Here is a 26,109-nt window from a genome sequence, read left to right on the forward strand (position 1 = left end):
TCATTGAGGCTCACAGGCCGTCATCGTAATCCGTTGTTTCGGGGGTTCTTGCGCCAACCAGCACCACGGCGATGCTTGCCGGTTTGTCGCTTTTATTTCGCCAGGCGTGACGCGTTCCGTTCTGCACGAAGGCGTCGAACTGACCCAAGCGGGTCTCATTGCCATCGTCGAGTTCCATCCAGATTTCGCCGTCGAGAACGATGCCATAATCGACGGTGGGAGTTTGATGTTTGCCATCCGGCTGGAAGCGTTCGGCCAAACCTGGGCTGACCGCCAGATTCTCCGCCCTGGCCGCCGGGCCATCGAAATCCGGAGACATAAAAACAGCATCTGGCGGGAACGTTAGCACTAAAAAGCGCGTTTCGCCGGGCTGAGGAACGAAGCTTGTCACCAGCGGAGTTGGATCGTGTCCGTTAAATGGGACGGCCGTGGAAGTCGATGTCGACCAGACCATCCGCGACACCAATCCAGGGATCGTTCTGAATATGTCCGTACGCGGAACGGCGCCGTCTTGGGCGAACCTGGCAACGCCCTGACTGCAATGCTCCGTCACGACGCGTCGAACATGCACGGGAACTCCCCCGCTCGAATTTTCAGATACCAAGATACGCCTCCCTGATGCTTGAATCATTGATGAGAATCTCAGGCGCTCCGGATGCCGTCACGCGGCCTTGCTCGATCACGTAGGCCTGATGGGCAATTTCAAGCGCCTTGTTCACGTTCTGCTCGACAAGCAGCACGGCTACGCCTCGCTCATTGATCATCTGGATGATTTTGAACATTTCCCCGACGATCAAAGGCGACAGCCCGAGCGACGGCTCGTCCATGAGCAGCACGCGCGGCTTGGCCATCAGGCCACGGCCGATCGCAACCATTTGCTGCTGCCCACCCGACAAGGAGCCCGCCAATGAATCCTGGCGCTCTTTCAGAACAGGGAAAAGCTGAAACACCTCAGCGAGCGTAGCATCGCGATCAGCCCGAGCGATCGAGCGGTACGCACCGAGCAACAGGTTGTCGAGGACCGTCATCGCGGTGAAGAGCCGGCGCCCTTCCGGGACGACTGCTATGCCGTAGTCGCAGACCCGATGGCTGGGCACTTTGGAAACGTCGTTACCCTGGATAACGATCTTTCCCTTGTGCGGCCGAAGAATTCCGGCGATGGCATTTACCAGCGTGCTCTTCCCTGCTCCGTTCGGGCCGACGACGGAAACGATCTCGCCTGGCCTTACACTGATAGACAGGTCCCACAGAGCGATCGCATCTCCGTAGCCAACCTCGATCTTATCGACCTCAAGCAGCATAACTGCCTCCCAGATATGCGCTGACCACTGCTGGATCTCTCATCGTTTCGCTTGGATGCCCAAGCGCCAGAACTTTGCCTTGATCCAGCACCGCGACACGGTCCGCCAGCGCGACAACCGCACGCATGAGGTGTTCAACGAAGATGATCGCCGTACCGCCAGCCTTGATACGCTTGATCATTTCGACTGCGTGGTCGACCTCGGCTGGGTTCAAGCCACAAAGCACCTCATCAAGCAGGAGCAGGCGTGGTTTTGCGGCCAGCGCTCTGGCGAATTCGACAAACTTTCTATCATGCAGGTTCAAGGCCTCGGGAAGCACGTTGGCCTTGTCAGCCAGGCCAGTGAAGGCGAGCGCTTCCCTGGTGACTGCGTCGACCGCAGCCACGCCCATGCGATCCGCGCTGCCAAATTTCGCGCAGAGCCGAATGTTTTCGAGGACGGTGAGATTATCGAACAGGCGCGGGATCTGGTAAGTTCGCGCCACGCCCTGTTGCGCGATCAGATGCGGTGATCGACCGGAAATCTCCTCGCCTTCCAGTGTGATCTTACCGGAGGTCATGGAGTAGTGGCCGCTGATCATGTTGATCAGTGTGGACTTGCCGGAACCATTTGGCCCAACCAGGGCCAGGATTTCGCCCCGCCGGACGTCCAGGGTTACTCCAGTCAAGGCACGGATACCGCCAAAGGATTTCGTGACATCTTCGCACTTCAGAAGCACCGAACCGGAATCTGACGCGGTTGAAGGCGGGAGCTCAATAGCAGCCTGAGCGGCTGCCTCCGGTGCTCCAGTTTCTTTGCGATTGGCGGCGAACTTGCGAATAAGGCTGGGAACAATGCCAGACGGCAGCACCAGGATTACAACTATCAGCGCAAGAGCCACGCCCGCGCGGCCGAATTCCGCATGGGCACCGCTGACGATAGCGCTCTGCAGCACGGTGATGATGACTGCGCCGATTGCGGGTCCAGCCCAATGGCGAGCGCCGCCAAGAATGCTCATGAGCACGACATAGAGAGGAACGGTCACCGCAAACGTCTCGCCAACCGTGACGTAGCCTACATATACGGCATGGATCGCACCCATTCCGCCGGCAAGCGCCGACGAGACGGCAAACGACATCAGCTTATAGCGAAACGTCGGAACGCCTTTCACCTCTGCGACGTCTTCATCGTCGTGGATTGCAAGCAAGCCCTGACCGAATTTGCTGTGAAAGATGATGTAGGACGTCGCCAGCGCAGCAAGAGCCGCGATAAGCCCGAACATGTAGAGGGAGCCAGACGCCGTCACGCCGATCATCGGGATTTCGATCCCTGAGAGGAATACGCCGGTGCCCGAGTCCAGCGCAGTGTTCGACACAATGGCCGCGATGACAAACGTTACCGACAGCGTCAGCAGCGCGAAGAACTCGCCGCGCAAAGCTCCGGAGCGAAAGACAACCAAGCCAATCAGCACGGCAATTGCGGCCGCAAGCAGTGCCGCAGCAGGTATCGTCGCGACGAAGGGCCATGACAACTGCGTCGCCAGCGTGGCCGTTGTGTAGACGCCAATCCCGAAAAATGCGGCGTGGCCAAAACTCCAGTAGCCCGTGTAACCGCTCAGGATGCCCCAGCTCGTTGCCAGCACGACCCAGAAGAAGATAATGTACAGGTAGGACAGGTAGTAATCCGCCATTCCCAAGTAAGGCAGCGAGGCCAAAATCGCCACGCCCAGCGCTGTGATTAGAAGCTTTTTCATGGTCAAATCACCGGTTTGCGCAAGAGGATGACGATGAGCACGCTGAATGCGACGAGCGGCGCCCAAGCGGGATTGACGACGGACATGGTAAGGCTCTCGGCCACGCCAATCAGCATACCGGCACCCAGCGCGCCGATAGGGCTGCCCAATCCTCCAATGATGGCGACGGCAAATACGACCCCAATCCAGGCCTCGATTTGAGATGGAGCCAAAGTTCCAATCAGGGCAATGAAGACACCCGCGATGCCGGCCGTAGCTGAGCAAAAGCCGGCTAGAATGTATGAGACGCGGGTGGAATTGATCCCAAAAGCCGACGCTACGGGGGCGTCATGGGCAGCGGCACGCAGGGCCTTGCCGAGCATGGTCTTGTTCAACGCGTACCAGGCCATTGTGGCAAGCACCCCTGCACAGACAAACGCTGAAAGATCCAATACGGGCACGAAGATCGGTCCGAGCCGGATGGTGCTCTGGGCATAGGGTGTTTCATAGCGAAGGAAGTCAGCCGACCAGATCCATTGGATCAGCGACTCGATCAGGATCGTGACGCCGAACGTCACCAAGAGAGAGGCGAATTCCTTCACCTTGAAGCGCACGAACAAGCTGTGCAACGCAACTCCGAGCGCGAAGAACAGCGGCGCGATCAGAAGAGCGCTCAAATATGCCGGGATGCCATAGACGGTCCCGAGCTGGTAGGTCAGGTAAGCGCCAAGGAACGCCAGCGCGAAATGGCTGAGGTTCACAAGCTTCAACAGCCCCCAGCTCAGGCTGAGGCCCATCGCCAGCAGGCCATAGATCCCACCCAGCAAGACGCCACCGACAGCGGATTGCAAGAAAAGAGCAAGAGTCATCGGGATCCACGTCCTTCTGTGGACACGATGGTCGACTCCGGGAACACCAGAATATCCATACGTTATGCCTCCTCCCGATTGCGCTAACGTTAGCATAGATATTCATCCCACAGCGAAGCCTCCGTGTCAACGGCGTTCAAGAGGCTAATTCGCTGCCTCTTCGCTGCGGGCGCATCGACGCGGGACGAAAAAATCCCAGAAAGTGAGATCAAATCTATGAGAAATCTACTAGTTTAGAATCGCAACTCGATACCGAGCTTCAGTATCCGGGGCGAAAATTAGATTAGTTCAATTTGGCAGAAACGTCTGCGATCTCGGAGTTTGACAACTGCGACGCCAATGCTATCGTTGGCGAAAGTGATCATTCGAGCCAAACACAATGGTAACAATTAAAGACATCGCCGCCATACTGCAAGTTTCACCCTCAACCGTCGGTCGCGCTCTTGCCGACGATCGACGTATCAGCGCCGAGATGAAGCGAAAGGTGAATGAAGCTGCAGCGCAAGCGGGGTACGTTGCCAATCGTGCTGCACGGATGATGCGCGGGGTTCAGAGTAATCTCGTTGGGCTGATCGTTCCAGATATCAGAAACAGCTTTTATTCGACTATTGCACACGCTCTCTCGCGGTGCCTTCTTTCGGCGAATTACCAACTGACTTTGTGCGAAACCGATGACGACAGAATGCATGAGCTTCGTCACATCAAGGAACTTACTAGCGCCAACGTTGCGGGGATCATTCTGGTCCCGAGCGCAAAACCTCATCCCGATTCTGCGCGAATCCTGAAGATGACGCCTCACATCCAATTGCTGCGAAAGGCACCACTGCTCGGTGACCAATGGTTTGGGATTGATGACCGACGGGCACTTTACGAGAGTACTGAACATATCATCAATGAAGGTCACAAACGGATCGCTTACATCGGCGGCACGGAAGAACTGCCCACTGGCGCGGCTCGCGTGCAGGGTTTCCGGGAGGCCGTAAAAAGCTCCGGTCAAGCGATCACCGTTCGTGAGGAGCTTGGCGCGCCCTCCTCGCCCGAATTCGGACGGGAGGCCGTGCGTCGCCTACTTTCCTTAAAGGATCGACCCACGGCGCTCGTGATCGGTGCGGTACAAAACACCTCAGGAGTTATTGATGAACTCCAGGACCAAGCTTTAAGCATCCCCCAAGACATTTCCGTCATCGGATTCGGAGATGAGCTCGGGTACCGGTGGTGGGGTCCAGGATTGACCACCGTACAGCTACCTGTTTCGGAGTTGGCAACGGCTTGCGGACTTTGGTTTTTGCATCACCTTCAGAATAAGTCTGACCTTAGCAAGCCGTACAGCTTCATCTCTCCGCCTCAATTGATTGTTCGTGGCAGTACGGCGACCCCATCGAAGCAATGACGGCGTCATTTCCCCACGTTTCAAGGCCATGGGGAAAAAGGGGCCGTCCGCCATACGACCACACCTCTTTCTCCGGACGGCCCCTCATCCGCCACTGCGATCTTGAGGAGAGGCCGCTTTAAGGACCAGAGCAAAGTAAAGGCCTCGATGGTGATCTCAGGTCCCTACTTCTTGTAGGAGTCCTCAAGATCTACTTTCAACGCGCCCATCAACCGTACGCCGGAATTGTACCACGCGACATTAATTGCCAATTCGACCAATTGCTTCTCGGAAAGGAATTTCGCGATACCGTTCCAAACCTCGTCGGAAACATCGACATGCAGGGTCGAGTCCTTCGCGAAAGCCATCACCGCCCTTTCCTCTTCCGTGAATAAGTCCGAGGTCTCGAATTCAGGGATAGCTTGGAACTGCTCCTCGGTGAGTCCTGCCTTCAGACCATGCGAATGGTGATGAACGATCTCATATTCCGAGTTGGTGCAGTAACCTACCGTAAGGATCGCCATCTCTCTCAGCTTCGGACTGAGGTCAGAAGCACGAACAGCATTGGCGTAGGTCAGGAAGTCATTCAAAATTGCTGGTGCATTTGCGAGTGCAAGGAAAATGTTCCCTGTCGGCACCTTCCTTTCCTTCAGCAGGCGCTCATTGAGCGCCGCGTGCGTGTCTGCCAGTTCTGAATTCGGAACATATCTAACTCGTGCCATTACTCCACCCTTGGGTTGTCATCGAAGATCACTATTGGTCAAGTGCCACAACGAAGGCCACCGCGAAAATTGACCCGTTATGCGCTAACGTTTGCATTACTAACATCGAGTCACCCGGGATCAATCGCTTCTTTTCCTAAACAAATCCCGAAAGGTCTCGTTCTAATTTGCTTTCTGGGAGTCCTCACCACGGCTGAAGCGAGCCGACCGCGCGTGAAATGGGCGCGGGTTGCCATGCACACCTTGGACGCTCTCAAGCATGGCTCGATGCGCGGCAAGTACAACTGGATTCTTCAAAATGCCGATGCCGGGGATCTCCACTTCGAGATCATCACCCGGACTGATGGGGCCTACCCCGGCAGGAGTGCCCGTCATGATAGCATCGCCTGGCAAAAGCGTCATGAACCGGCTCAAATAAGCAACGATGTCAGCCACTGAGTAAACTAGATCCCTTGTGTTTCCGGACTGCTTCACCGCACCATTTTGACGAAGAATGACGTCGAGATTTGTGGGATCAAGGTCGGTTACGATCGCCGGCCCCATGGGCGCAAAGGTGTCGTATCCTTTCCCGGCCAAAAGGCAGCCGAACTTGCTTTCCTGACGCTGTATGATGCGATCGCTGATGTCGTTGCCGCATGTATATCCAAGGACGTGGCTCAGTGCCTGGTCCTTGCTGATGTGCCGACCACCCTTGCCAATGATCGCGACTAGCTCAGCCTCGTAATGTACGATTTCACCGTCTCGCGGGAATTCGATCCCATCTCCGTTGCCGCTCGCTGCGGTGCTAGGCTTCATGAACAAAACCGGAAGTGAAGGCTGCTCTTTCCCTGACTCGTTGGTATGTTCTCGATAATTGTATGCCACTCCAAAAATGCGGGGACGGTTGACTGGGCATAGTAAGCGAACCGTGGACAGATCGTCCACCTTTCCAGTTCCTTTTATCTCGCTGAATGGCTCTCCAGCGATCCGCACGATACTGCCGCCGCCGCTATCGACACCATAGTGAATCCCATCGGCCGCCTCGTATCGCAAAATTCTCATTTCGATCTCCATTTTTGCTAACGTTAGCGCAAACCATCGGTCGTCGTCAACGCCATCTCTAGCCGTTAGTGATCTTTCTCAATTTGCGTGGTGTTCGGCATTTTTGATCGGCATCATCCGTACCCTGAGAAACTCTGAGCCAGCACTGCCGTGCGTTGCACGCTTGATCGTTTTCAAACGGTTGATATGAGCTTGTGCTTGGCCATTGCTCCACGGGAGGTCGATTGCATTGCGAATGGCGTCGATGTCGCGGCGAAGAACGAGAGCGAACCGAGCAAGCGAGATAAGGCCGGAGACGATGGCATCAATCCAAGCACTTCTTAACACCATTCGTTGGATGTCTTTTGCTGGACGCAAATTCCAGTGCTGGCCCCCTGCTGACGACCTTCGTCCGGGGTTGCCTTCAGCGATTTCCGTCGTCGGTTGCACCCATATGAGTTATCTGCCTCCGGTATTAGAGTAACTATCCTAAGTTTAGTTTTCTCTTTATAATTCGACTCGTCACGTAGCTGGGGAGCTATGTGCACAGGGGATACATCAACAGGTCCGTTCGCATTTCACCTGATCTTAACAACAGGAGGACGCAATGCGTGCATTGGCGAATGACGACAGAAACCTGTTCTGCAAACTGAGACCGGTCGCTTTTCTCACTATTGGCCTTACGGCCTTTTCGATCGGCGCGGCAGATGCGAACACCATCACCGAAGAGGAAGCCCATGCGATAGGCGTGGACGCGTACGTGTATTTCTATCCACTGCTATCAATGGACATCACCCGGAAGCAACTGACCAACGCCGATGCCAAAAAAGGTGCGATCGGCGGCCCGTCCAATCAGTTCAACAACATCCTCGAATTCCCTCCCGCGGACATGAAGGTGGTGGTCCGGCCGAATTTTGACACTCTATATTCGAGCGCCTGGCTTGATCTGACGAAAGAACCGGTCGTGGTTTCGGTCCCCGACACCGGCGGACGCTTCTACTTGCTGCCCATGCTCGACATGTGGACGGACGTGTTTGCGGCACCGGGCTGGCGGACCACTGGAACTGCGGTCGGCCATTTCCTGATTGCCCGTCCCGGCTGGCGGCCCGATCTCCGTGAAGGGTTCAATGAGTTCAAGCTGCCGGCAGGAACCCAGCGGATCGATGCGCCGACACCCTATGTCTGGGTCATCGGACGGACAAAGACCGACGGACCGCCAGACTATGACGCCGTTCATAAGATCCAAGATGGTTACACTGTCACATTGCTTTCGCAGTGGGGAAAGGATGCAAAACCGGTGGAGGTGAAAATCGACCCGTCGGTGGATATGAAGACACCACCCAAGACCCAGGTCGATACCGCCTCGGCAGGAGCTTATTTCGCCTACGCTGCCGAGCTCCTGAAGCTCCATCCGCCGCATGTCACCGATGAGCCCATAATTGCCCGAATGAAGAAGATCGGCATTGAGCCGGGCAAGAGCTTCGATCTTTCCAAAGCAGATACAGTCGTCCAAAAGGCACTCGAGACAGTTCCACAAGACGCTCAGGCGCTGATGGCCTGGAAGGTGAAGACGCTGGCACGCGTCGCCAATGGCTGGTCGATGAATACCGACACGATGGGTGTTTATGGCAATTACTACCTGAAGCGCGCTATCGTTGCGCAGCAGGGCCTCGGCGCCAACCTGCCCGAAGACGCCATCTATCCGCTCAACCTTGCTGACGAAAATGGCCACCCGCTTGACGGCAGAAACAACTATACGATCCACTTTGACAAGGATCAAATTCCGCCAGTTCAAGCCTTCTGGTCTGTGACATTGTATGACGACAACGGATTTCAGGTCGCCAATTCCCTCAACCGCTTCGCAGTCAGCAGTTGGATGCCGTTCAAGTATAACGCCGACGGCTCGCTCGATCTCTATTTCCAGAACGAGAGCCCAGGCAAGGACAAGGAATGGAACTGGTTGCCAGCGCCCAAAGGGGCGTACAACCTGACAATGCGGCTCTACGCACCCAAGCCCGACGCGCTGACGGGCAAGTGGAACCCGCCGCCGGTCAGTGAAGCAATCGCAGCATCTCCACTTGCTGCGCAATAACCGGTAGTGAGAAAGTGAAACGTATCGCAGTGCGCATGCTGTAACGCCAAGGGGGCCGCATTCGTACCTCCTTGGCGGATATACAGCGTTGCTGGCGTGTGAGTACGGCTTGGATTTTTTGTTGCCGGCGTTCATTTCTAACAAGCCGAAGCCGTTTTGGAGCCTTAAGGGGAATGGCAAGGTTCCACCGTTACGAACCTCGAAGGCTGACCGCAGCATGACGGAGTTCTGCGCAACTCCGTCATTCGAAGCTTGTGTCGATATCGCAACTGTATGCTCGTCTCGAGACCAGACGATCAACTGCAAGCATGGATCTGGGACTGGAGCGGACCGCGAGGATTGATATTTCAGAATCGGATCGCAAGCCCCAAAATAGGTCCTTGCTGAACCACGTCGAATATAAAGCCGTCATTGCGATAATTGACGCCGAGAGCGCGATAACCGGCGACGGCGGAGATGGTATCGTTGAACTTGTAGCCGAGCCCTGCCATGACATCCCAATCGATATCTGCGCCGCCGCCGCCGACAAGGCCCCAGCCCGTCAGGTAGACTTTCGGTGTAAAGAAATAGCTACCCTTGACGCCGGCCAGGGCGTCCACCCAGGTGGCGCTGTCGTCTTGGGAGATCCCGTCGAGAAACCCGCCGTTGAAAGATATATTGGTGTCAACGGACCAGAGCCTGGCGCCTCCCACGACGTCGAGATGACCGTCAGGGCCGTCAAGGACCGAGTAGCCTACGCCGAGCAGCCCCGCAAAGGTCTTGGAGGTAACCTCGACATTGTTCACGATGATGCCCCTCGGCGTGTGGGCGTCATTGGAGAGTTTAGTGTACATGATGTCGCCGAAGATGCTGAAGCGGTCGTAGCGCGCTTCGCCAATGGCCATCATGGCAAAATCAAGGTTCTCGAAGAGATCGCCGAAGCTTGCGTCGACATGAACCTCAGGAAGGCCGAACTGCGCCACGTCTCCGGACATGCTCGCGCCCCAAAAATAAGGGGCAAACGTAAAAGTCCATCCACTCTGGGTCTCGATCGATGGTGCCTGCGGGTTCAGAAGTGGCGTCAGATCCGCCGCCTCCAGCGGGCCGCAAGCTGTCATTGCGCCCAAAAGAACAGCAACATAGCCGACATGGTATTTCATAGTCTTGTCCCCCCAGATCAGCCGGCTCTTTGCCGGCGATTCAAATCGTGCTTCCACCCCTCATGCATTCGTTCGACCCACATCGCGACGCCAAAAGGCAATCCCAGCCATAGACGGTGTGTCCCCCAAAAATGTCATTTTGGAAAGGCATGCGGATCAGCAATGCTATCGGATTGGACACCTTCTTTGCGTGACCCGCAAAGTTATCCTCGGCCACTGCCAAGAACACCACGGATAGAACCAGAGGAACGCAAATCAGGCACTGAACTGAGATAACTGCCACACGAACCCCCGTCGCAGTTAGTCGCCGAACGATATATTAGAATCCCCTTACCATTCAATGGTATGAACTGAAAACGAGCCTTGGTCAATATCTCATTGCCGATTGGGATGAGCCCCTAGTTTGGGTGATGGCTGTGTTCCAGGGACCGTCGAAGGTGCTGGATTCGGTTTGGGAAAACCGCCCATTTTCCGAAGATGAATTGCCCGCGGAAGGGACAATCTGCTGCGAATTTCCCTCGTGCTCTCCGAAACTGGGCGTCCGACCATGATGTTTGATCCCAGGATCGCAACTACGTCTGCCAAAGCTGCCAGATCGCACGAGGACGTCTTTTCCTTCAGTGCGTAATTGGCGTTGATGGGTTCGTTGGATGGCTTCAAGCGTGAAGGCTCCGATGTGGCTCGCTGCTCGGTTGCTCGGCTCACAAGATCGATGGACCTTCAAGGCATCGTCAGCGAAAACCGATCCGCACGATGTTCTCAGGCGAGGCGGCTCCGAGCCCACTCGACCGCGTGAAGTTCGGGCGCCGAAGAGATTCTGATTTCTGATCTCACGCGTCTCAAGCAGCATGTTCGCCGTGCTGATGCAGGTTCTTTTCCTCGGTATCCGCTTATTTTGGAAATTCGTATCTCCTCATCCCTTTTAATGCACATAATCTATAGACATTATTATTTTAGGGGTTACCTATGGGCATCGAAAAATCTGAAAGCGGCCTCGGAAGACGGGACTTGTTGAAACTGTCTGCTGCGATGGGGGCCGCCATTGCCGGCGCTGCCCTTGTGGGGCAAAAGCCAGCCTCTGCGGAGGGTGAACTTTCTCTCAAGGGAAAGCGCATCGCCATCAGCGCAACGGGCACCGATCACTTCTTCGATCTTCAGGCCTATAATGCACAGATTGCCGAGGTAAAGCGCCTCGGCGGCGAGCCGATCGCGGTGGATGCCGGGCGTAACGACGGCAAGCTCGTCTCGCAGCTACAGACGCTGATCGCCCAAAAGCCGGATGCAATCGTCCAGATTCTCGGCACGTTGAGCGTCATCGATCCCTGGCTGAAAAAGGCGCGCGATGCCGGCATTCCCGTGCTGACGGTCGATGTCGGCTCTACCAATTCGCTCAACAACACCACGTCCGACAATTGGGGCATCGGCAAGGATCTTGCCCTGCAGCTTGTCTCGGACATCGGCGGCGAAGGCAATATTGTCGTCTTCAATGGCTTTTATGGCGTGACGCCTTGCGCGATCCGCTATGACCAATTGGTGAACGTGGTCAAATATTTCCCGAAGGTAAAGATCCTTCAGCCGGAATTGCGCGACGTCATTCCCAACACCGTTCAGGACGCCTTTGCGCAGATCACCGCAATCCTGAACAAGTATCCGGAAAAAGGATCGATAAAGGCAATCTGGTCGGCCTGGGACATTCCGCAGCTAGGGGCGACCCAGGCATTGACGGCTGCCGGCAGAACCGAGATCCGCACATACGGCGTCGACGGCAGCCCGGAAGTTCTGCAGCTTATCGCCGACAAAAGCTCTCCGGCCGGCGCCGACGTAGCGCAGCAGCCGGCGGAAATCGGCCGCACGGCGATCCGCAACGTCGCAAGACTGCTTGCTGGAGAAAGCTTGCCGCGCGAGACCTATGTCCCGGCCTTACTGGCCAACAAGGACAATGTTTCGGACGTCGTCAAGAAACTCGGCATCGGCTGACGCCACTCAATCGCGATCCGGGCAATTCCCGGATCGCTTACTATTGGTGCGGTGTCGGGAGAAATTGATATGACGGCCATTTCGGTCACGCAGCCGGTCAAGGCGCGAGATGACATCATCCGCTTCGAGGGGATCTTCAAGCACTTCGGCGGGGCGCAGGCACTCGCGGGGGCGTCACTGATCGTCAAGCGCGGAACCATCCACGGTCTTGTCGGCCAGAATGGCGCGGGCAAGTCGACGCTGATCAAATTGCTCGCCGGTCTCCATCATCCCGACGGGGGCACGATCGAGATCGAGGGCGAATATGTCGACAGGTTGACACCCCATCTTGCCGAAGAACTCGGCATCCACTTCATCCATCAAGACCGCCTGCTGGTGTCGACATTCACGGTCGGGGAGACCCTGTTCCTTGGTCGCGAGCCACGGATTGCTGGAACCCCGTTCCTCGATCGCAGGCTAATGCAGCGCCGTGCATCCGAAATCCTCGACGATTATTTCGGGGTTCGGCTTCCGAATGGCGCCTTGATCAGTGAGCTTTCGACCGCCGAAAAGCAGATCGTGCAAATCACCCGCGCGCTTCTGAACCGGCCGAAAGTGCTTGTTTTCGACGAGCCGACAGCGGCGCTCGTTCGCCGTGAGGCGGACATCCTGTTCCGGTTAATCCGCCGTCTTCGGGATGAAGGCGTCACCATTCTCTACATTTCCCATTACCTGAACGAGATCGAGGATCTCTGCGATCATGTCACCGTGCTGCGCAACGGGCTCGATGTGGCTTCCCTGCCGATCAAAAGCACGTCCGCCGCAGCGATTGCCCGGCTGATGGTGGAACGGGACATCAAGGAGATGTTTCCCAAAAGGCAGGTCGCGTTCGGCGATGAAATCGTCAGGGTCGAGCAGCTCAGCGCGCCGGGCAAATACAGCGATATCACCTTTACACTTCGGCGCGGCGAAGTGCTCGGTATCACCGGCCTGCTGGGTTCCGGCGCAAAAGAACTCGTCCGAACGCTCTTCGGCCTGGAGAACCCGGCGTCCGGCAGCATCGAGGTCAATGGCAGGGCGGCGCGTTTCTCCAATCCGACCCATGCCGCAGACCACAATTTTGCGCTTGTGCCGGAAGATCGACGCCGCCATGGGATAGCGCTCGACCTCAGCGTGAAGGAAAACATCAGCCTTTCCAGCCTGGAGCGTTTCACCCGCTTCGGTTTCCTCGATCGAAAAAGCGAACAGGATGAAGCCGATAGCTTGATCAAACGGCTTGAGGTCAAGACTAGTAGTCGGGATGCCTTGTTGCTGACGCTGTCGGGCGGCAATCAGCAAAAGGTCGCGATCGCCAAGTGGCTGAGCCGGCAATCGGAGGTCTATCTTCTCGATGAACCAACTGTGGGCGTCGATATCGGCTCGAAGGTCGAAATCTACAGCATCATCGGCGAACTCGCCGCCCGAGGCGCCGGCATTATCGTGCTTTCTTCCGATTTGCCTGAGCTCGTCGGCATCACCGATCGAATACTGGTTCTCTTCCGCGGCCGCATAGTGCGAGAATTTAAATCATCAGACACCACGGCGGATGAAGTCCTGGCCGAATCCACCGGATCCTCGGAGGGATTGCGCCATGTCGGCTGATGTAGAGCTTGCGCCGCCCATGAGTTTCGAACCTGCGGGACCGAATCGACGTCAGGCCGGCAGCGTGGCTGCCGCGGCATTGCGATACGGATCCCTGATCGCCTTTGCGGCCATCCTGGTGGTCTTCTCGCTGACGGCCCCTTATTTCCTCAGCATCGGCAATATCGGCAACGTGCTTGGGCAATCGACGATCTCAGGCGTGCTTGCTATCGGGCTGACCATCGTGCTGATTGCAGGCGGCTCCAATGTCGTCAAAGGCGGGATAGACCTTTCCCTTGCGGCCAATATGGGTTTGAGCGCCGCCGTCTATGCCAGCCTGACCCAACTTGGCTACGGTGACGCGGTGGCTGTGGCGGCGTCGCTTCTCACCGGCGCGCTGATTGGCACAATCAATGCGCTTGCTGTCGTCGTCGCCGGCATCGTGCCTTTGCTCGCCACACTTGCCGTGATGAACGTGGTCGCCGGCCTCGAATTGGTGCTGACGCAGAATACCGTTCTTCCTGCCTCGACACCGCTCCTCGCGATGCTTGCCGCGTCGGATTCCCTCGGCATCCCCGTTCTCGCCTATTACCTGCTCGGTTTTACGGTGATTACGGCTGCCGTCGTGCAGTACACGCCGCTTGGCTTGCGTCTTTATGCCGTCGGTGAATTTCCGGACGCGGCGCGCGCCGCGGGCCTGCCGCTTCGCAGATTGCTGGCGGGAGCGTTCATCGCAAGCGGCATTTCCGGCGGCATAGCGGGCATCCTCTCCGTTTCCTATCTCGGCGGCAGCACGACTGGCTCCGGCGAGATGCTGCTGCCGGTGGTCGTAACGGCTCTGCTTGGCTCGGTCTTCTCGCGCCGGCTGGTGCCGACTGTCACGGGCACGTTGCTCTCCGCTCTGCTGGTCGGATTTCTGGTCAACGGCTTCCAGCTTCTGAATATTTCGAGCACGCTGGTGAGCGGCGTCCAGGGCGTCCTCATTCTCATCGTCGTCTCCGCCACCACGCTGCTGCGCAAACAGGAGAGCTGACCATGTCGTTCCAGACCTCCACTCCCGCTGCCGCCAGCTTGCCCCGCGCTATCGCCGGCGGCCTGGTACGCTACGGGCTGATCCTGGCGCTGGTCGCCGTCTTCGCAGCATTCTCCATCGCAACGCCCACTTTCCTGACGCTTGCGAACCTGCAGAGTGTGTTGGTCAATAACTTCACGCTTCTCGCCATCGTTTCCATCGCCATGACCTTTGCCGTCTCATTGGGCGGGATTGATCTCTCGGTCGGAACGGCGGCCGATTTCGCGAGCTTCGCCTTCGTGTCCCTCGTGCTTGCGGGCCAATCGGTAGTATTCGCTGCGGCCGCCGGATTGGGTGCGGGCGCGCTGGTCGGCGCCTTCAACGCGCTTCTGATCTCGGGCATCGGCGTATCGCCTTTCCTGGCGACGCTCGGCACGCTGTTCATTGGCCGCAGCATCCAGCAGCTTCTGACCAATGGCGGCAATCCGGTCTATCTGCCGCCAACGGGTGTGCCGGAATCGTTCCGCTACCTTGGCCATGGCACCATTGGCGGCTTCCCAGTGCCGCTGGCGGTTTCCGTCGTAATCATTGCCGCAGCGGCGATCGTTTTTGCCCGTACGCGCTTCGGCCGCGTCGTCCTGTCGATCGGCGTTCAGCCGAGTGTGGTCCGATATTCCGGCGTCGCCTCGCGTAGCCATGTCGCAATGACCTTCATTCTGGTCGGACTGATAGCTGCCGTTGCCGGGTTGATCCTAACGGCGACGGTCACCGTCTACATCCCCTCCTCGGGCAATGCGTTTCTCCTGAATGCGATCGGTGCCACCTTCATCGGCACGACGCTCAGCCCGCTGGGGCGGCCGAACGTAGCTGGAACTGTTCTCGGCGTATTGCTGCTCAGCATCATCGCCAACGGTCTGCTGCTGACCGATCTCAACTTCTACTGGCAGCAGGTGGGAACGGGCACAGTGATCTTCGCCGTCCTGGCCTTAAGCTTCACGAGTCGAAAATCCAGCACTGCCGGCTGAGAACTCGCGTCCAAAACTCATAGAGATCAGCAGGCAGACAGCATGAGCAATCCGTCCGAATTTCTTTGGTATATCCCGAACGACGTCAAAGCCGGCCATCGTGGCGATTCCAGCGTCGAGAACCATAACAGCCTGGAGAGGCTAACCACCCACGCAAAGGCGCTGGAGGAACACGGCTGGAAGGGCGCGCTCATCGGCACCGGCTGGGGCAGACCCGACACCTTCACGGTGGCGACTTCGCTTGCCGCGCGCACCACCACCTTCGAGCCACTTATCGCGGTCCGCCCTGGCTATTGGCGGCCGGCAAACTTCGCGACTGCTGCCGCCACGCTCGACCATTTGTCCGGCGGGCGCGTGCGCGTCAACATCGTGTCTGGCCAGGACGACCTTGCCGCCTACGGCGACAGCGAAGGCGACCAGGCCCATCGTTATGACCGCACCAAGGAGTTTATGCGGCTGGTTCGCAGACTGTGGACGGAAGAGAATGTCACCTATGCCGGCGAGCACTTCTGGGTCACCGGATCGACCGCGATGCCGCGCATCGAGGTCCGCGGCGACCGGCGGCATCCCAAGCTCTATTTCGGCGGCGCCTCCGAGGCGGCCGAGCGGGTGGCCGCCACCGAGGCCGATGTCCAGCTTTTCTGGGGCGAACCCCTCGACGGCGTCCGGGAGCGGATCGGGCGGCTGAGGGCGCTGAGCAAAGAACTCGAACGCGACTTGCCGCCGCTGGAGTTCGGGTTGCGGATCACCACGCTGGTTCGCGACACCACGGAACAAGCCTGGGCCGATGCCGAGGCGAAGGTCGCCGAGATGGTAAAGAACAAGGGCGCCGGCTGGAACGACCACCGGCAGGCCGTGGCGGTTGGCCAGAAGCGGCTGCTCGATCTGCACGCGCGCGGCGATGTCCTTGACGACAACCTCTATACCGCGCCGGGCAGGTTCGGTGGCGGCGGCGCCGGCACCACCTGGCTGGTGGGATCGGCCGCGGACGTTGCCCGTTCGCTACGCAAGTATCGGGATCTCGGCATCACGCATTTCGTGCTCTCCGACACGCCGTACCTGTCCGAGATCAAGCGCCAGGGCAATCAACTGCTTCCGCTACTGCGCAGCATCGAAATCAGGCTTCCAGATTAGCGAGCCGTAGGCGAATATCCAAAGTGCATCGCCTTGCGATTCCTGATACAGCCGCCTCGCCAGCGCGTCCAGTTCGTCTTCCGCGCGTCCTGCAGATGGGCCACGTCCCCGTTATCGGCTGCCATCCAAGCACCCGCATCGCGACCGGGGTGATTTCGGCATGCGAAAAAAATGAATGCACGCGAACCGCTTTACGATGGATCATCGAGCAATCCACGTTATAAACTTGGTACGTTCGGGAAGAAGAGCCTACTAGCGGTAACCAATGCAGAGTCCTCCCAGTTCCTCAGCCGAAAACGCCGGCGACTCAAGCGCAGGTGCTAACCACCCCGCAAACTCGGAGGTCGCCGCCAATAAGGCTGAGGCAGAGACATCCCCCTCGGAGCCATCAGAAGGTTCCAGCTCGTCCATCGAAGCTGAGCGCGCGCGACCGCCTGCCGGATCTTTTGGCCGAAGCAGAGAGGCAACCCGAAATCTGTTGCGTGCACTCGGTCACGATTTGCGGACGAGCTCCATTTCGGCGGGGGCCAAGGCCAAGACGGCCGCCCGCTATTTGAAGACGAAACTCAAGGCATCAATCCGACCCGAAACCACATCAACTACACACAGCTTTGGCAAATGGTCCGCAACAGCTTTCGTCAGAGCAGGAGGCGTTATTCGCAGTCTGCTTGCAAAGACGCTGCACTATCGCCGAAACGCTTCGCCTCGCCCCGGCCGTTGGAAAATCACCATAGGACTAGCCTTGCTTGCCTGCCTCATCCTTGCAGGAAGCGTATTGGTGTGGGCACTCAAAGATGTGCCCTGGGGCGAGATCCGGGACGGGACGTTGAAGCCCGTCGTCGTGCTGGAAACCGCTGACGGCGCGCCATTGGTAAGACAGGGACCTTATCAAGGACCATATGCTCGATACGACCAATTTCCGCCGAGGCTGATCGATGCCGTCCTTTCGATTGAGGATCGGCGGTTCATGGATCATTTCGGCATCGACCTCAAAGGGATCGGAAGGGCGCTCCTGCGGAACGTCCAAGCCGGGTCGGTGGTAGAGGGCGGCAGCACGATCACCCAGCAGCTCATCAAGCTGCAGTATCTCGAGAGCGATCGAACAATAAAACGAAAGATACAGGAGGTCGTCATCGCCCTGTGGCTGGAGTGGAAACTCGGCAAGCAGGAAATCCTGACACGCTATCTCAACAGCGTCTATCTCGGTGCCGGTGCCACCGGCATGCCTGCCGCTGCGCGGATCTACTTCGACAAGGATATCGGTGCACTCAATCTGCCGGAATCGGCGATGCTGGCGGGATTGCTGCGGGCGCCGAGCCAATGGAATCCGATCGACAATTTCGACGGCGCCCGACAACGCACTTCCGTTGTTCTCGACGCGATGGTGGCCAATGGCAAGATCACCGCGCCGGAGGCTGAAGAAGCCAAAGCAAGCTTCGCCAAGCTGCACCCGACAACGCCGACACCGCGCTCCGGAAGCTGGTTTGCAGACTGGATTTCGCCGCAGGCAAGCGAAATCGCCGGCTCCTCGCCGGGCTCGACGACGGTGCGCACCACCTTGGTACCACAGCTCCAGCAGATCGCCGAAAGGGTGGTCAAAAGAGCACTCGATGGTGAAGGAAAGGCGGTCGGAGCATCGCAGGCCGCATTGGTAGCGATGACGCCGGACGGCGCGGTCGTCGCCATGGTCGGCGGGCGTGACTACAAGGCAAGCCAGTTCAACCGTGCCGTCACTGCGATGCGGCAGCCGGGCTCCACCTTCAAGCTGTTCGTCTATTACGCAGCCCTGAAGGCGGGGCTTACCTTATCCGACCGCATTCTCGATGCGCCAATCGACATCAACGGCTGGTCGCCGGAAAATTACGGCGGCAACTATCACGGCTGGGTAACACTTGCCGAAGCCTTCGCCCGATCGCTGAATGCGGCCAGCGTGGCGCTTGCTCAAGAGGTCGGGATCGACAAAGTGATTGCCGCCGCCCGAGAGCTCGGCATCAAAGCGCCGCTTGCCAATACGCCGTCTCTGGCGCTTGGTACATCCGAAGTCAACTTGCTTGAGCTCACCAGCGCTTACGCATCCGTCCAACTCGGCAAGGCACCGGTTGAGCCCTGGGGCATCATCAATTTTCAGGCGGCGGGGCAGGCGAATGCGTTTCGAGTTGGCCCGCAAGCTAGGCCGAATGTCGATCTTTCGACCTACCAGTCCGATCTCCTCGGTCTTCTGCAGTTGGTGGTCGAGCGGGGCACCGGACGTGGAGCGGATCCCGGCACGTTTGCAGCCGGCAAGACGGGCACCAGCCAGAACAATCGCGATGCCTGGTTCGTCGGCTTCACGGAACCGCTCGTCGCCGGCGTATGGGTGGGCAATGATGACGATACGCCGATGAACGGGGTCACAGGCGGTGCCTTGCCAGCGCATATTTGGCGGGACTTCATGCGGGAGGCGATGGCCGAACCTGCGCCAAATGGAGCTCGGTCGCCAGAAGCAGTGATCGACGGCCAAGGCGCACCGCAGTCCTGCAATGTCACCGCCTGCTCACGCAGCTACCGCTCCTTCCGACCGTCCGACTGTACCTACCAGCCCTATGCCGGTGGGCGTCGACTATGCGAAAAATGATCGCTTCAGCTCATGTCGCCTGGCATTTAAGGGGGTTTCCTCAATTTGTGTGGTGATGAGTATTGTTGAGGCAACATGCATGCTCGGAGGAGCTCCGCGCCTGCTCTGCGAAGAGCACTCTGAATCGCGACGGGGCGCCGGCGTTTCGAAACCGCAGTCGCGTCCCCGAATGTCGCTGCAGACGACATTTTCGCGCCGCCTGAAGCCGGCTCGATTTATGATCTGGCGGGCGAGCTGCGGGAAAGACAGTTCGCATCGTCAAATACGCTGGTCGCGACAAATCCCGCTCCGACTTCGAGCAGGAAGGCAAGAAGGGATACGCCGCTCTCGATGGGATTCGAACTGCCCGACCCTGTTGTTACAAAAGCCATCCGCCTGAAATCCCTCAGTAACGGACACCGGCTTCGCCTGCATGGAATGACCGACTTGGGCCGGAAGCGGAAGGTCCGCTTTCGGGTTGTCGGGCTGCAAGCCGACCTTCGAGTCTAGAAAAGCGTGGACTGCTCTGTGCGCCAAAAGCGGAACTCCGATCCTGCTCCGGACCCGAAATTAGGAATTCCCGCGTGAAACGGTCCTCGAAGCGACGTTATCCGAGTTATCCAATAGTCGGAGCATCATCATGGACGCTCAAGCCCTAAAACCGGCTGCCACGTTCGCAAAGCATGCCGGGACACCGAGTACCACTCGGGCTCGCGGCACCTGCTTGACGACGCTGTTCATTTGATTTCCTCGATCTCGCCTGGCCGCCACGTCTTGTCGAAGTAGGGCTCCAACGGCCCGTAGAGCCGCAGGATGATGTTCCACCCTTTGCCCTGCCACGTCTGCACCCAATTGCTCTCTTTGCCGGCCGGCGGCTTGGGGGCGAAGTACACGTCTACCGAGCCGTCCGGGTTGGCCGCGACGCCTTTCTTCTGGCTGCTGATGCTCGGGAACTGCTGGTCGGTTTGAAGCATCGAACGGGTCTGATTGTCATACAGCACGAGCGACCAGAAGTCCTTCACCGGGATGTTCGGCGGCAGGTGCAGCCGGTAACTCTTCCCGCCGTCGAATGGCTGCCCCTTCGAATCAATGAAGGCGACGAGATACTGGGAGCCGACGCCGACGATCTTGGCCGCCATCGCCGGCGTGATCCCGGTAGCGTAGAAGAAGAAGAACGTGCGGGCATCGAGCAGTCGTACGCCATCGCGTTCGAAGAGATAACTGCCGCCCACGAAGGGTGTGCACCAAGCGCTGTTTGGATAGAGATAGGACTCTTTCAAACGCGTCCGGTAGGCAAGTGCGCGAGCGGTGGCATGGCCGACAGCGGCCGCTTCCGTAAGGATCTTCTTCATGCGCGCATCGGGCGCGAACGGCTTTCCCTTCTCGATGCCGATGGAGGCCAGCAGGCCTAGCGTCTCCGGATCCATCGCCTCGTTCGGTTCTTCCTGCACGACGTCGTTGACTTCCTCGAAGAAGGAAAAGTCCATCGAGTGGATCATATTGAACGCCTTGCCCGAAACGTTGATGAGTTTGGTTTCCGGTGGGCGTGTTGCCTGCGACAGCGGATAGATGCGCACCTTCCGAAGGTTCTCGGCTGCCGGCTTCGGATCACCGTTCACCAGAAAGGCGCGGGTCGCCAGCAAATTGCCAAAGGTGCGCGACTTGAAGACATAATAGCCCTCAGGCGGCGTACCCTTGTAGTCCGGCGGCAGGAACAGGAACTTGCCGCCCTTGCCTTTGTCCGGCCCGGCGTTGCCCAGGTCGGCGACATAGTGAAACCAGAAGTCGTCCACGAGGCCGAGGGTGTTGGGGGGACTTTCGACGACGACCGGACCGTTTTTTAGATCGAGCCAGGCTACTCCGTACACGGTCTCGGTGTTCCCCGTCAGGATGAGCAACCTGGAGTCCGCCAACGACTCCCACAACAAAACGGTCTGATTGGCAGGCCCAAATGTGAGCAGTGCTCTGCGCTGGGCTGCCAGCGAGACGGCGGGCATCGTGTTGAGGACAGCCTGCACGCCGCGCTGGAAATCGAGATTGTCGTATACCTTCTGGACGGTCGTGTCGTCGGGGAAGCCGTCGGTGAACTTGAGCGTTCCCAGACGCGTCTCGAGGCTGTCGGGGATGGTAATGGCCGGAGGAATCTCGGTGGCCATCCTGGGCGAGCCGCCGGTCTGCGCCGTTGCGGTACTTGCTGTCAGAATTAGTACAAGAATCGATTTCATTTGACCTCCTCGACGTCGGCCATCACCCACGTCTTGTCGAAGAGCGGTTTCAGCGGGCCGTAGAATCGGGCGGCGAGCCAGAAGTCCTTGCCGGCGGTCGGAATCCAGTTGTTCTCGAAGCCCGCAGGCGGCTTCGCCCCGATGTACACGTCGACAGAGCCATCCTTGTTCACCGCCAGCTTTGCCTTGTCGTAGGACGACACGCCGACGCGGTTTTGCGGGTTATGAATGAAGGCGTTGATGCCGACCTCGTACGCGATGATCGACCAGAAGTCGCGCGCGGGCGTATCCGCCGGCATGCGGACGCGATACAGCCGATCGCCGCGGTAGAGCTGCTCGGACTTGTCGCGAAAGCTGAACAGATAGGCGGAGGCGGGCAGCTTGTCCGGATCGCCGGTCCGCTTCGGCGCCCATGTCGCCCAGTAGAAGTTGCCGGCCCGCGCATCGTAATCGAGCTTGCCGTTCCCGTAGTATGTGTAGCCGAAGGTGCCTTCGAGTCTGAGGCCGAGCCAACCCGGCGAGAACGGAACGAGTGCACGGTTCAGGAAATAGTCGTTCATCTGCACGGCGCCCTCGCGCACGGCTTGCTTGAGAAGCTGCGCCTGTTCCCCCTGCGGGTTGAACGGCTTGCCCTTTTCGATGCCGATAGTCGCGAGCATTGCCAGCATGACGGCATCCTTGTCCTGCGGCGGATCCGCATCAATCGTTTCCGCGAGCAGCCGGAGATAGGTCAGGTCGTAGGCCGGCAGCGTTTTCCACGCCTTCGGGTAAGCGTCGATGTAGCGGTTCGCGTGCGGCTTCGCAGCCTCGGCCAGCGGGTAGGTCTTCAGCCGCTGGCTGTAGGCCACCGCGTCCTGGAGAGTCCCGTTGTTTGTCGCGATGGGTCGTAACGCAAAATGGACGAATACCGTTGGCGAGCGTACGACGAAGTAGCCGCTCGGTTGCTTCCCTTTGAAGCCGGGCGGCAAGAAGAGGTACTTGCCGCCTTTCCCCGCATCGTCGCCGGTCGGGCCGATATCCACGAGCGGCACCTCCCACGAATCGATGCCGCTGCCGAAGAACGCGACCTTGCCAGTCGCCGGCGGAACGTCCAGCACCATGGGTCCCCGCCGCAGATCGAAGAACGTCAAGACGTAGGGTGTCTGATTGTTGGCCGTCAGGAACTCATGCCGTGGTTCCATGACGTTGGAGAAATAGATGACGTCCCCAAAATCCGCGTCCAGATCGCGCTTCAACGACGCGCGGATCGCCGCCATGCTCACGGCGGGCATCCCCCAGATCACCGCCTCTACCGTGCGTCGCTCGATGGTGCGGCGGGCGAGCGCCTCCGGTGAGAGACCCTGCGCGGCGGCTGAGACCGCTCCGCAAATCAAGACGAGTAATGCGAGGGCTCTTCTGCTCATGGCCGCCTTCCTGTGAACTTTGTGGCCTGTCCTAAGGTGCCGCGTAACGAACCAAGCTAGTCGGTGTTGAGCGGACGGCGCGTAAGCGCCGCCGGCGAGCGGTTGAGCAAGCGGTTAGGCCGCTTACGAGGCCAAACGCAAATAACTGTCGCTTAGCAGGCCGACGCTTTGCCCGATGTCTCGGTACTGGCGCAACGAGACCCGCATCTCGTTCGCCATCTCCGTTTGCGTTGCGCCAACGCTCCGACGCATCGCCTTCAACTCGGACATTCCCAAAAACCGCCTACAACCGACCAAGGCGCGGTCATTCGAAGGATCGTGCGGAAGTACGTTACAGTATACAGCCAATTGCCGTAAGCACGAACGGCTGGCCGACCAACGTCAAGGTGTATAAAGCCATACGCAACGGACCGTCGCCCGGGCCCCTTCCAATTTCCGCAACAGGCACAGCCGAGACCGCCCCGCGTGGGCAGCAAAGATAGTCTGCTCTCGGGATGCGGCGAAGCTGATCGCTACGCCCGACATCGAGGTGCAAAGCTGTCGTTGAACTTTAAAGTCTTGAGCCCCCCACATTCGACATCTGGCGCAGTTGATGGGATTAGAACCTTCTGCACCGCCTGCGAGTGTAAATAGGCATCAAGTAATGACCCCAGACGCTGCAGCGAAAACAGTTGCTTGTTGTGCCTACCGGCATCGTGACCCCATGCCGATTCACACGTTGAAGATGAAACACGCCCAGGGCCATGGATCGAGATGAAGCACTGGGGTTCTGTCGCAAACCGGGCACCAAGCGCAAACAACGGTTCCGGATCTTCGTTCGAAGACTGTTAATTTGTGAAAACAACTGTGCAAAGCAACAAATTTTACAGGATTTCTTAAGCCGGTTTTTTCGGGCTCCTGTTTAGCTGATGCAGCATTAGAAAACGGGTATAATTCCGATATGATTCGACAACAGCGACATCCCTCCGCCACCATTTTCAAAGCCCTGCGGAGGGCCACGCTCGGCGCGCTATGCGCCGTGGTCGGTTCCGTTGGTCTTTTACTTTTATTAAACCTGTTGATGCCGGATCGACCTTTTTTGGTCGGATTTGTCGGCGCAGCATTGATTTCCGCATTTGTGGCCTTTCCGCTGCTTTTTGCCTTGCAGCTCAACAACGGCGTCATCCGCAAGATGCGGGAAAACGTCACCCAGGCGGCGCGCTACGATAGCGTGACGAAGACGCTGAACGGCACCGCTTTTGCCGCGGCCGTCGAGCACTTTGTCGACCGGCGCAAGCATGCCGGCACCGATGCAGGCGGCATCGTCATCGCCGTCATCATCGATACGCTCGACGACATCGGCCGCCGCTGGGGGCCGCAATGGGCCGACACCGTGATGCAATCGCTTGCCTCGATCATCCAGTCCTCGGTTCGTCGTGGCGATCTCGTGGCGCGGCTTGCGACCAACGAACTCGGCATCTTCCTGCCTGGCGCCACGATCGAGGACGCCCGCGACATCGGCACCCGCATCCGCACGCGCGTCTCCGCGGCCACGTTCAGCGCCGACGACGCGCCGCTTTCCGTCGCCATCCGCCTCGGCGGCATCTCCTTCGACGGCCCAGCCGACTTCAACCAACTCCGCCAGCTCGCCGACCAAATGGCCTTCGAGCGCGGCGACGAGAGCGACGACATCCCGATCAGCGTGCTGCCGGCAGCATGACGCTGGCGACCCCACCGCCGCGGCGGCGGCGGCATGGGCCCAAACGGCGAGACCTCTCTTTGATGCGGCGTCAGAGCCAGCTGGGATCTCGGTTGGCCTTCTGGATCCACCGAGGCTGATCGAGCCTCGAGGGATGAGTGTCGGTGTGGGTTTCGTTAAGCAGCGCCATTGCCGAGGAAATTTCACCGCTCGGAATCGAAATCCGCGCCGGGCTTCATACAGGCGAATGTGAAATGATGGGCGAGGATGTCGGCGGTATTGCCGTCCAAGTAGGATTCTTCATCAATAAGTCGGGAAGCACGACGCTGCGGCAATTGGCACTTGCATCGACGGCAGCAAAGGAATCGCGATCGTATAGATGTAGGATGCCGTAACATTCTGCCCACATGTATCTTGAGTCACTGAAAACACGCTGGGATCTATATTAAGACCATATGCCTGGCCGGCGGCGTAAGCCTGGGTTGAGCCTTCATCCGGACAGGTGGTGTGCATCAGACTCGCGCACCGGGCGCTGAGATCGACGGCATGTTGCAATCCCAATTGGGTCCACAGAAAAAGCCCGAATTGTCCTATAGAAAATACAAGAATGATAAAGACGGGAGCAGTCAGGGCAAACTCGACTGCGCTCGTTCCCTCGGCCTCTCTCGCAAGACGGCAAATCATTGAAGCCTCGCTGTTGCCGTTGACTGCAGTGCAAATGATGCGGGGATGAAGGGAAGCGCAACATACGGCACGTAGGTGGCAGCGGCCGAGGCGGACACATAGGTGCCCGCTCGCGATCCGTCCGAACAGACATCGGAGCACACCGTGATGGAGATGCCTTGACTGCTGGGGCAACCGCAAAATTTCGAGGGTACGGGCGCCGCCGAGATAACGGCCGAGCCGGTATTTCTTGTAATGACATTCGACATGGCGGAACTATCGAAGCCGCGAGCCAAAGCATACTGCAGGCCTCGCTGAGCAGCATTCTCCACCTGCGTCTGCTGAAGCAGTGCGCACGAATAGTCGACAAGTCCGAATGTCATCACGATCAAAACCGGTAGTATGATCGCCAAGTCGACGGCGACCGTGCCGTGCTGCTCATTGAGCAGATCCCGACAGAGCCTTTTTAGAACCCACGCCGGTATTGCCCGGGTGCGCGAACCCAGCCCCCGTTCGGCGATGAGCATACCGGAGCGCGATACTTCAGTTGGTATTGCTGTTTTTGCAGCCATGACGC

At 58.4% G+C, this 26,109-nt stretch carries 20 protein-coding genes and 3 pseudogenes; 10 read left to right on the forward strand and 13 right to left on the reverse strand.

The window, feature by feature from the left end; translation table 11 throughout:
• Positions 1-10: 10 nt before the first annotated feature.
• From N2601_RS28230 to N2601_RS28245, 4 genes are read right to left on the reverse strand one after another with little or no spacing between them, the layout of a single operon-like run.
• Complete coding sequence (locus N2601_RS28230; RefSeq protein ID WP_104827671.1) at positions 11-604, reverse strand: cupin domain-containing protein; 594 nt, start codon at positions 602-604, stop codon at positions 11-13.
• Complete coding sequence (locus tag N2601_RS28235) at positions 594-1,301, reverse strand: ABC transporter ATP-binding protein (protein WP_104827672.1); 708 nt, start codon at positions 1,299-1,301, stop codon at positions 594-596. Before N2601_RS28235 ends, N2601_RS28230 begins: the two co-directional genes overlap by 11 nt.
• A complete protein-coding gene (locus tag N2601_RS28240; RefSeq protein ID WP_104827673.1) occupies positions 1,291-3,033 on the reverse strand; it encodes a branched-chain amino acid ABC transporter ATP-binding protein/permease in 1,743 nt (580 codons plus the stop codon). Before N2601_RS28240 ends, N2601_RS28235 begins: the two co-directional genes overlap by 11 nt.
• A 2-nt stretch (positions 3,034-3,035) precedes the next feature.
• The gene (locus N2601_RS28245; RefSeq protein ID WP_199773634.1) at positions 3,036-3,881 is read right to left on the reverse strand and encodes a branched-chain amino acid ABC transporter permease; all 846 of its coding nucleotides are present in this window, start codon (positions 3,879-3,881) and stop codon (positions 3,036-3,038) included.
• Positions 3,882-4,260: 379 nt separating this feature from the next.
• Between N2601_RS28245 and N2601_RS28250 the strand changes: the two genes are divergently transcribed.
• Complete coding sequence (locus N2601_RS28250; RefSeq protein ID WP_104827674.1) at positions 4,261-5,271, forward strand: LacI family DNA-binding transcriptional regulator; 1,011 nt, start codon at positions 4,261-4,263, stop codon at positions 5,269-5,271.
• A gap of 164 nt (positions 5,272-5,435) precedes the next feature.
• Here the strand turns inward: N2601_RS28250 and N2601_RS28255 are convergent, their stop codons facing one another.
• From N2601_RS28255 to N2601_RS28265, 3 genes and pseudogenes are all read right to left on the reverse strand, one after another.
• On the reverse strand, positions 5,436-5,972 hold the full coding sequence (locus tag N2601_RS28255) for a carboxymuconolactone decarboxylase family protein (RefSeq protein ID WP_104827675.1): 537 nt from the start codon (positions 5,970-5,972) through the stop codon (positions 5,436-5,438).
• Between the two features lie 162 nt (positions 5,973-6,134).
• The gene (locus tag N2601_RS28260) at positions 6,135-7,013 is read right to left on the reverse strand and encodes a fumarylacetoacetate hydrolase family protein (RefSeq protein WP_104827676.1); all 879 of its coding nucleotides are present in this window, start codon (positions 7,011-7,013) and stop codon (positions 6,135-6,137) included.
• A gap of 78 nt (positions 7,014-7,091) precedes the next feature.
• Positions 7,092-7,328: pseudogene (locus N2601_RS28265) on the reverse strand (ISL3 family transposase); the annotation flags it as partial.
• Between the two features lie 271 nt (positions 7,329-7,599).
• Between N2601_RS28265 and N2601_RS28270 the strand changes: the two are divergent.
• Entirely contained in the window at positions 7,600-9,084 is a 1,485-nt protein-coding gene (locus N2601_RS28270; RefSeq protein ID WP_104827678.1) for a DUF1254 domain-containing protein, read from the forward strand.
• A gap of 347 nt (positions 9,085-9,431) precedes the next feature.
• On the opposite strand, the gene N2601_RS28275 is transcribed toward N2601_RS28270, so the two are convergent.
• Complete coding sequence (locus N2601_RS28275; RefSeq protein WP_104827679.1) at positions 9,432-10,223, reverse strand: hypothetical protein; 792 nt, start codon at positions 10,221-10,223, stop codon at positions 9,432-9,434.
• A 658-nt stretch (positions 10,224-10,881) separates the two neighbouring features.
• Between N2601_RS28275 and N2601_RS28280 the strand changes: the two are divergent.
• From N2601_RS28280 to N2601_RS28305, 6 genes and pseudogenes are all read left to right on the forward strand, one after another.
• Positions 10,882-11,018 (forward strand): annotated as a pseudogene (locus N2601_RS28280) (IS3 family transposase); the annotation flags it as partial.
• Between the two features lie 171 nt (positions 11,019-11,189).
• Entirely contained in the window at positions 11,190-12,200 is a 1,011-nt protein-coding gene (locus N2601_RS28285; protein WP_104827680.1) for a sugar ABC transporter substrate-binding protein, read from the forward strand.
• A 69-nt stretch (positions 12,201-12,269) separates the two neighbouring features.
• On the forward strand, positions 12,270-13,820 hold the full coding sequence (locus tag N2601_RS28290; protein ID WP_104827681.1) for a sugar ABC transporter ATP-binding protein: 1,551 nt from the start codon (positions 12,270-12,272) through the stop codon (positions 13,818-13,820).
• Positions 13,810-14,832 (forward strand): ABC transporter permease, encoded by a 1,023-nt coding sequence (locus N2601_RS28295; protein WP_260304427.1) that lies wholly within the window; start codon positions 13,810-13,812, stop codon positions 14,830-14,832. Before N2601_RS28290 ends, N2601_RS28295 begins: the two co-directional genes overlap by 11 nt.
• Positions 14,833-14,834: 2 nt before the next feature.
• Positions 14,835-15,836: an ABC transporter permease gene (locus N2601_RS28300; protein ID WP_260304429.1), complete on the forward strand. Its 1,002-nt coding sequence runs from the start codon at positions 14,835-14,837 to the stop codon at positions 15,834-15,836.
• A gap of 42 nt (positions 15,837-15,878) precedes the next feature.
• Positions 15,879-16,970, forward strand: a complete 1,092-nt coding sequence (locus N2601_RS28305; RefSeq protein WP_104827684.1) for an LLM class flavin-dependent oxidoreductase — start codon at positions 15,879-15,881, stop codon at positions 16,968-16,970.
• Here the strand turns inward: N2601_RS28305 and N2601_RS28310 are convergent.
• Positions 16,938-17,072, reverse strand: a pseudogene (locus tag N2601_RS28310) (gamma-glutamylcyclotransferase); the annotation flags it as partial. The gene N2601_RS28305 and the pseudogene N2601_RS28310 sit on opposite strands and share 33 nt — an antisense overlap.
• A 163-nt stretch (positions 17,073-17,235) precedes the next feature.
• Between N2601_RS28310 and N2601_RS28315 the strand changes: the two are divergent.
• Positions 17,236-19,584, forward strand: a complete 2,349-nt coding sequence (locus N2601_RS28315) for a PBP1A family penicillin-binding protein (protein WP_104827685.1) — start codon at positions 17,236-17,238, stop codon at positions 19,582-19,584.
• Positions 19,585-20,300: 716 nt separating this feature from the next.
• On the opposite strand, the gene N2601_RS28320 is transcribed toward N2601_RS28315, so the two are convergent.
• Together N2601_RS28320 and N2601_RS28325 are read right to left on the reverse strand one after the other, a co-directional pair.
• The gene (locus N2601_RS28320) at positions 20,301-21,788 is read right to left on the reverse strand and encodes a DUF1254 domain-containing protein (RefSeq protein ID WP_104827686.1); all 1,488 of its coding nucleotides are present in this window, start codon (positions 21,786-21,788) and stop codon (positions 20,301-20,303) included.
• On the reverse strand, positions 21,785-23,191 hold the full coding sequence (locus N2601_RS28325; RefSeq protein WP_104827687.1) for a DUF1254 domain-containing protein: 1,407 nt from the start codon (positions 23,189-23,191) through the stop codon (positions 21,785-21,787). The genes N2601_RS28320 and N2601_RS28325 overlap by 4 nt, the downstream gene beginning before the upstream one ends.
• 1,078 nt (positions 23,192-24,269) lie before the next feature.
• Here N2601_RS28325 and N2601_RS28330 point away from each other — a divergent pair.
• Positions 24,270-24,890: a diguanylate cyclase domain-containing protein gene (locus tag N2601_RS28330; RefSeq protein ID WP_245464130.1), complete on the forward strand. Its 621-nt coding sequence runs from the start codon at positions 24,270-24,272 to the stop codon at positions 24,888-24,890.
• A gap of 282 nt (positions 24,891-25,172) precedes the next feature.
• On the opposite strand, the gene N2601_RS34265 is transcribed toward N2601_RS28330, so the two are convergent.
• Together N2601_RS34265 and N2601_RS28335 are read right to left on the reverse strand one after the other, a co-directional pair.
• Positions 25,173-25,553 (reverse strand): TadE/TadG family type IV pilus assembly protein, encoded by a 381-nt coding sequence (locus tag N2601_RS34265; protein WP_104827690.1) that lies wholly within the window; start codon positions 25,551-25,553, stop codon positions 25,173-25,175.
• Positions 25,550-26,104 (reverse strand): TadE/TadG family type IV pilus assembly protein, encoded by a 555-nt coding sequence (locus N2601_RS28335; protein ID WP_104827691.1) that lies wholly within the window; start codon positions 26,102-26,104, stop codon positions 25,550-25,552. Before N2601_RS28335 ends, N2601_RS34265 begins: the two co-directional genes overlap by 4 nt.
• Positions 26,105-26,109 lie beyond the last annotated feature (5 nt).

It is taken from the genome of Rhizobium sp. CB3060, assembly GCF_025200735.1.
GTDB lineage: Bacteria > Pseudomonadota > Alphaproteobacteria > Rhizobiales > Rhizobiaceae > Rhizobium.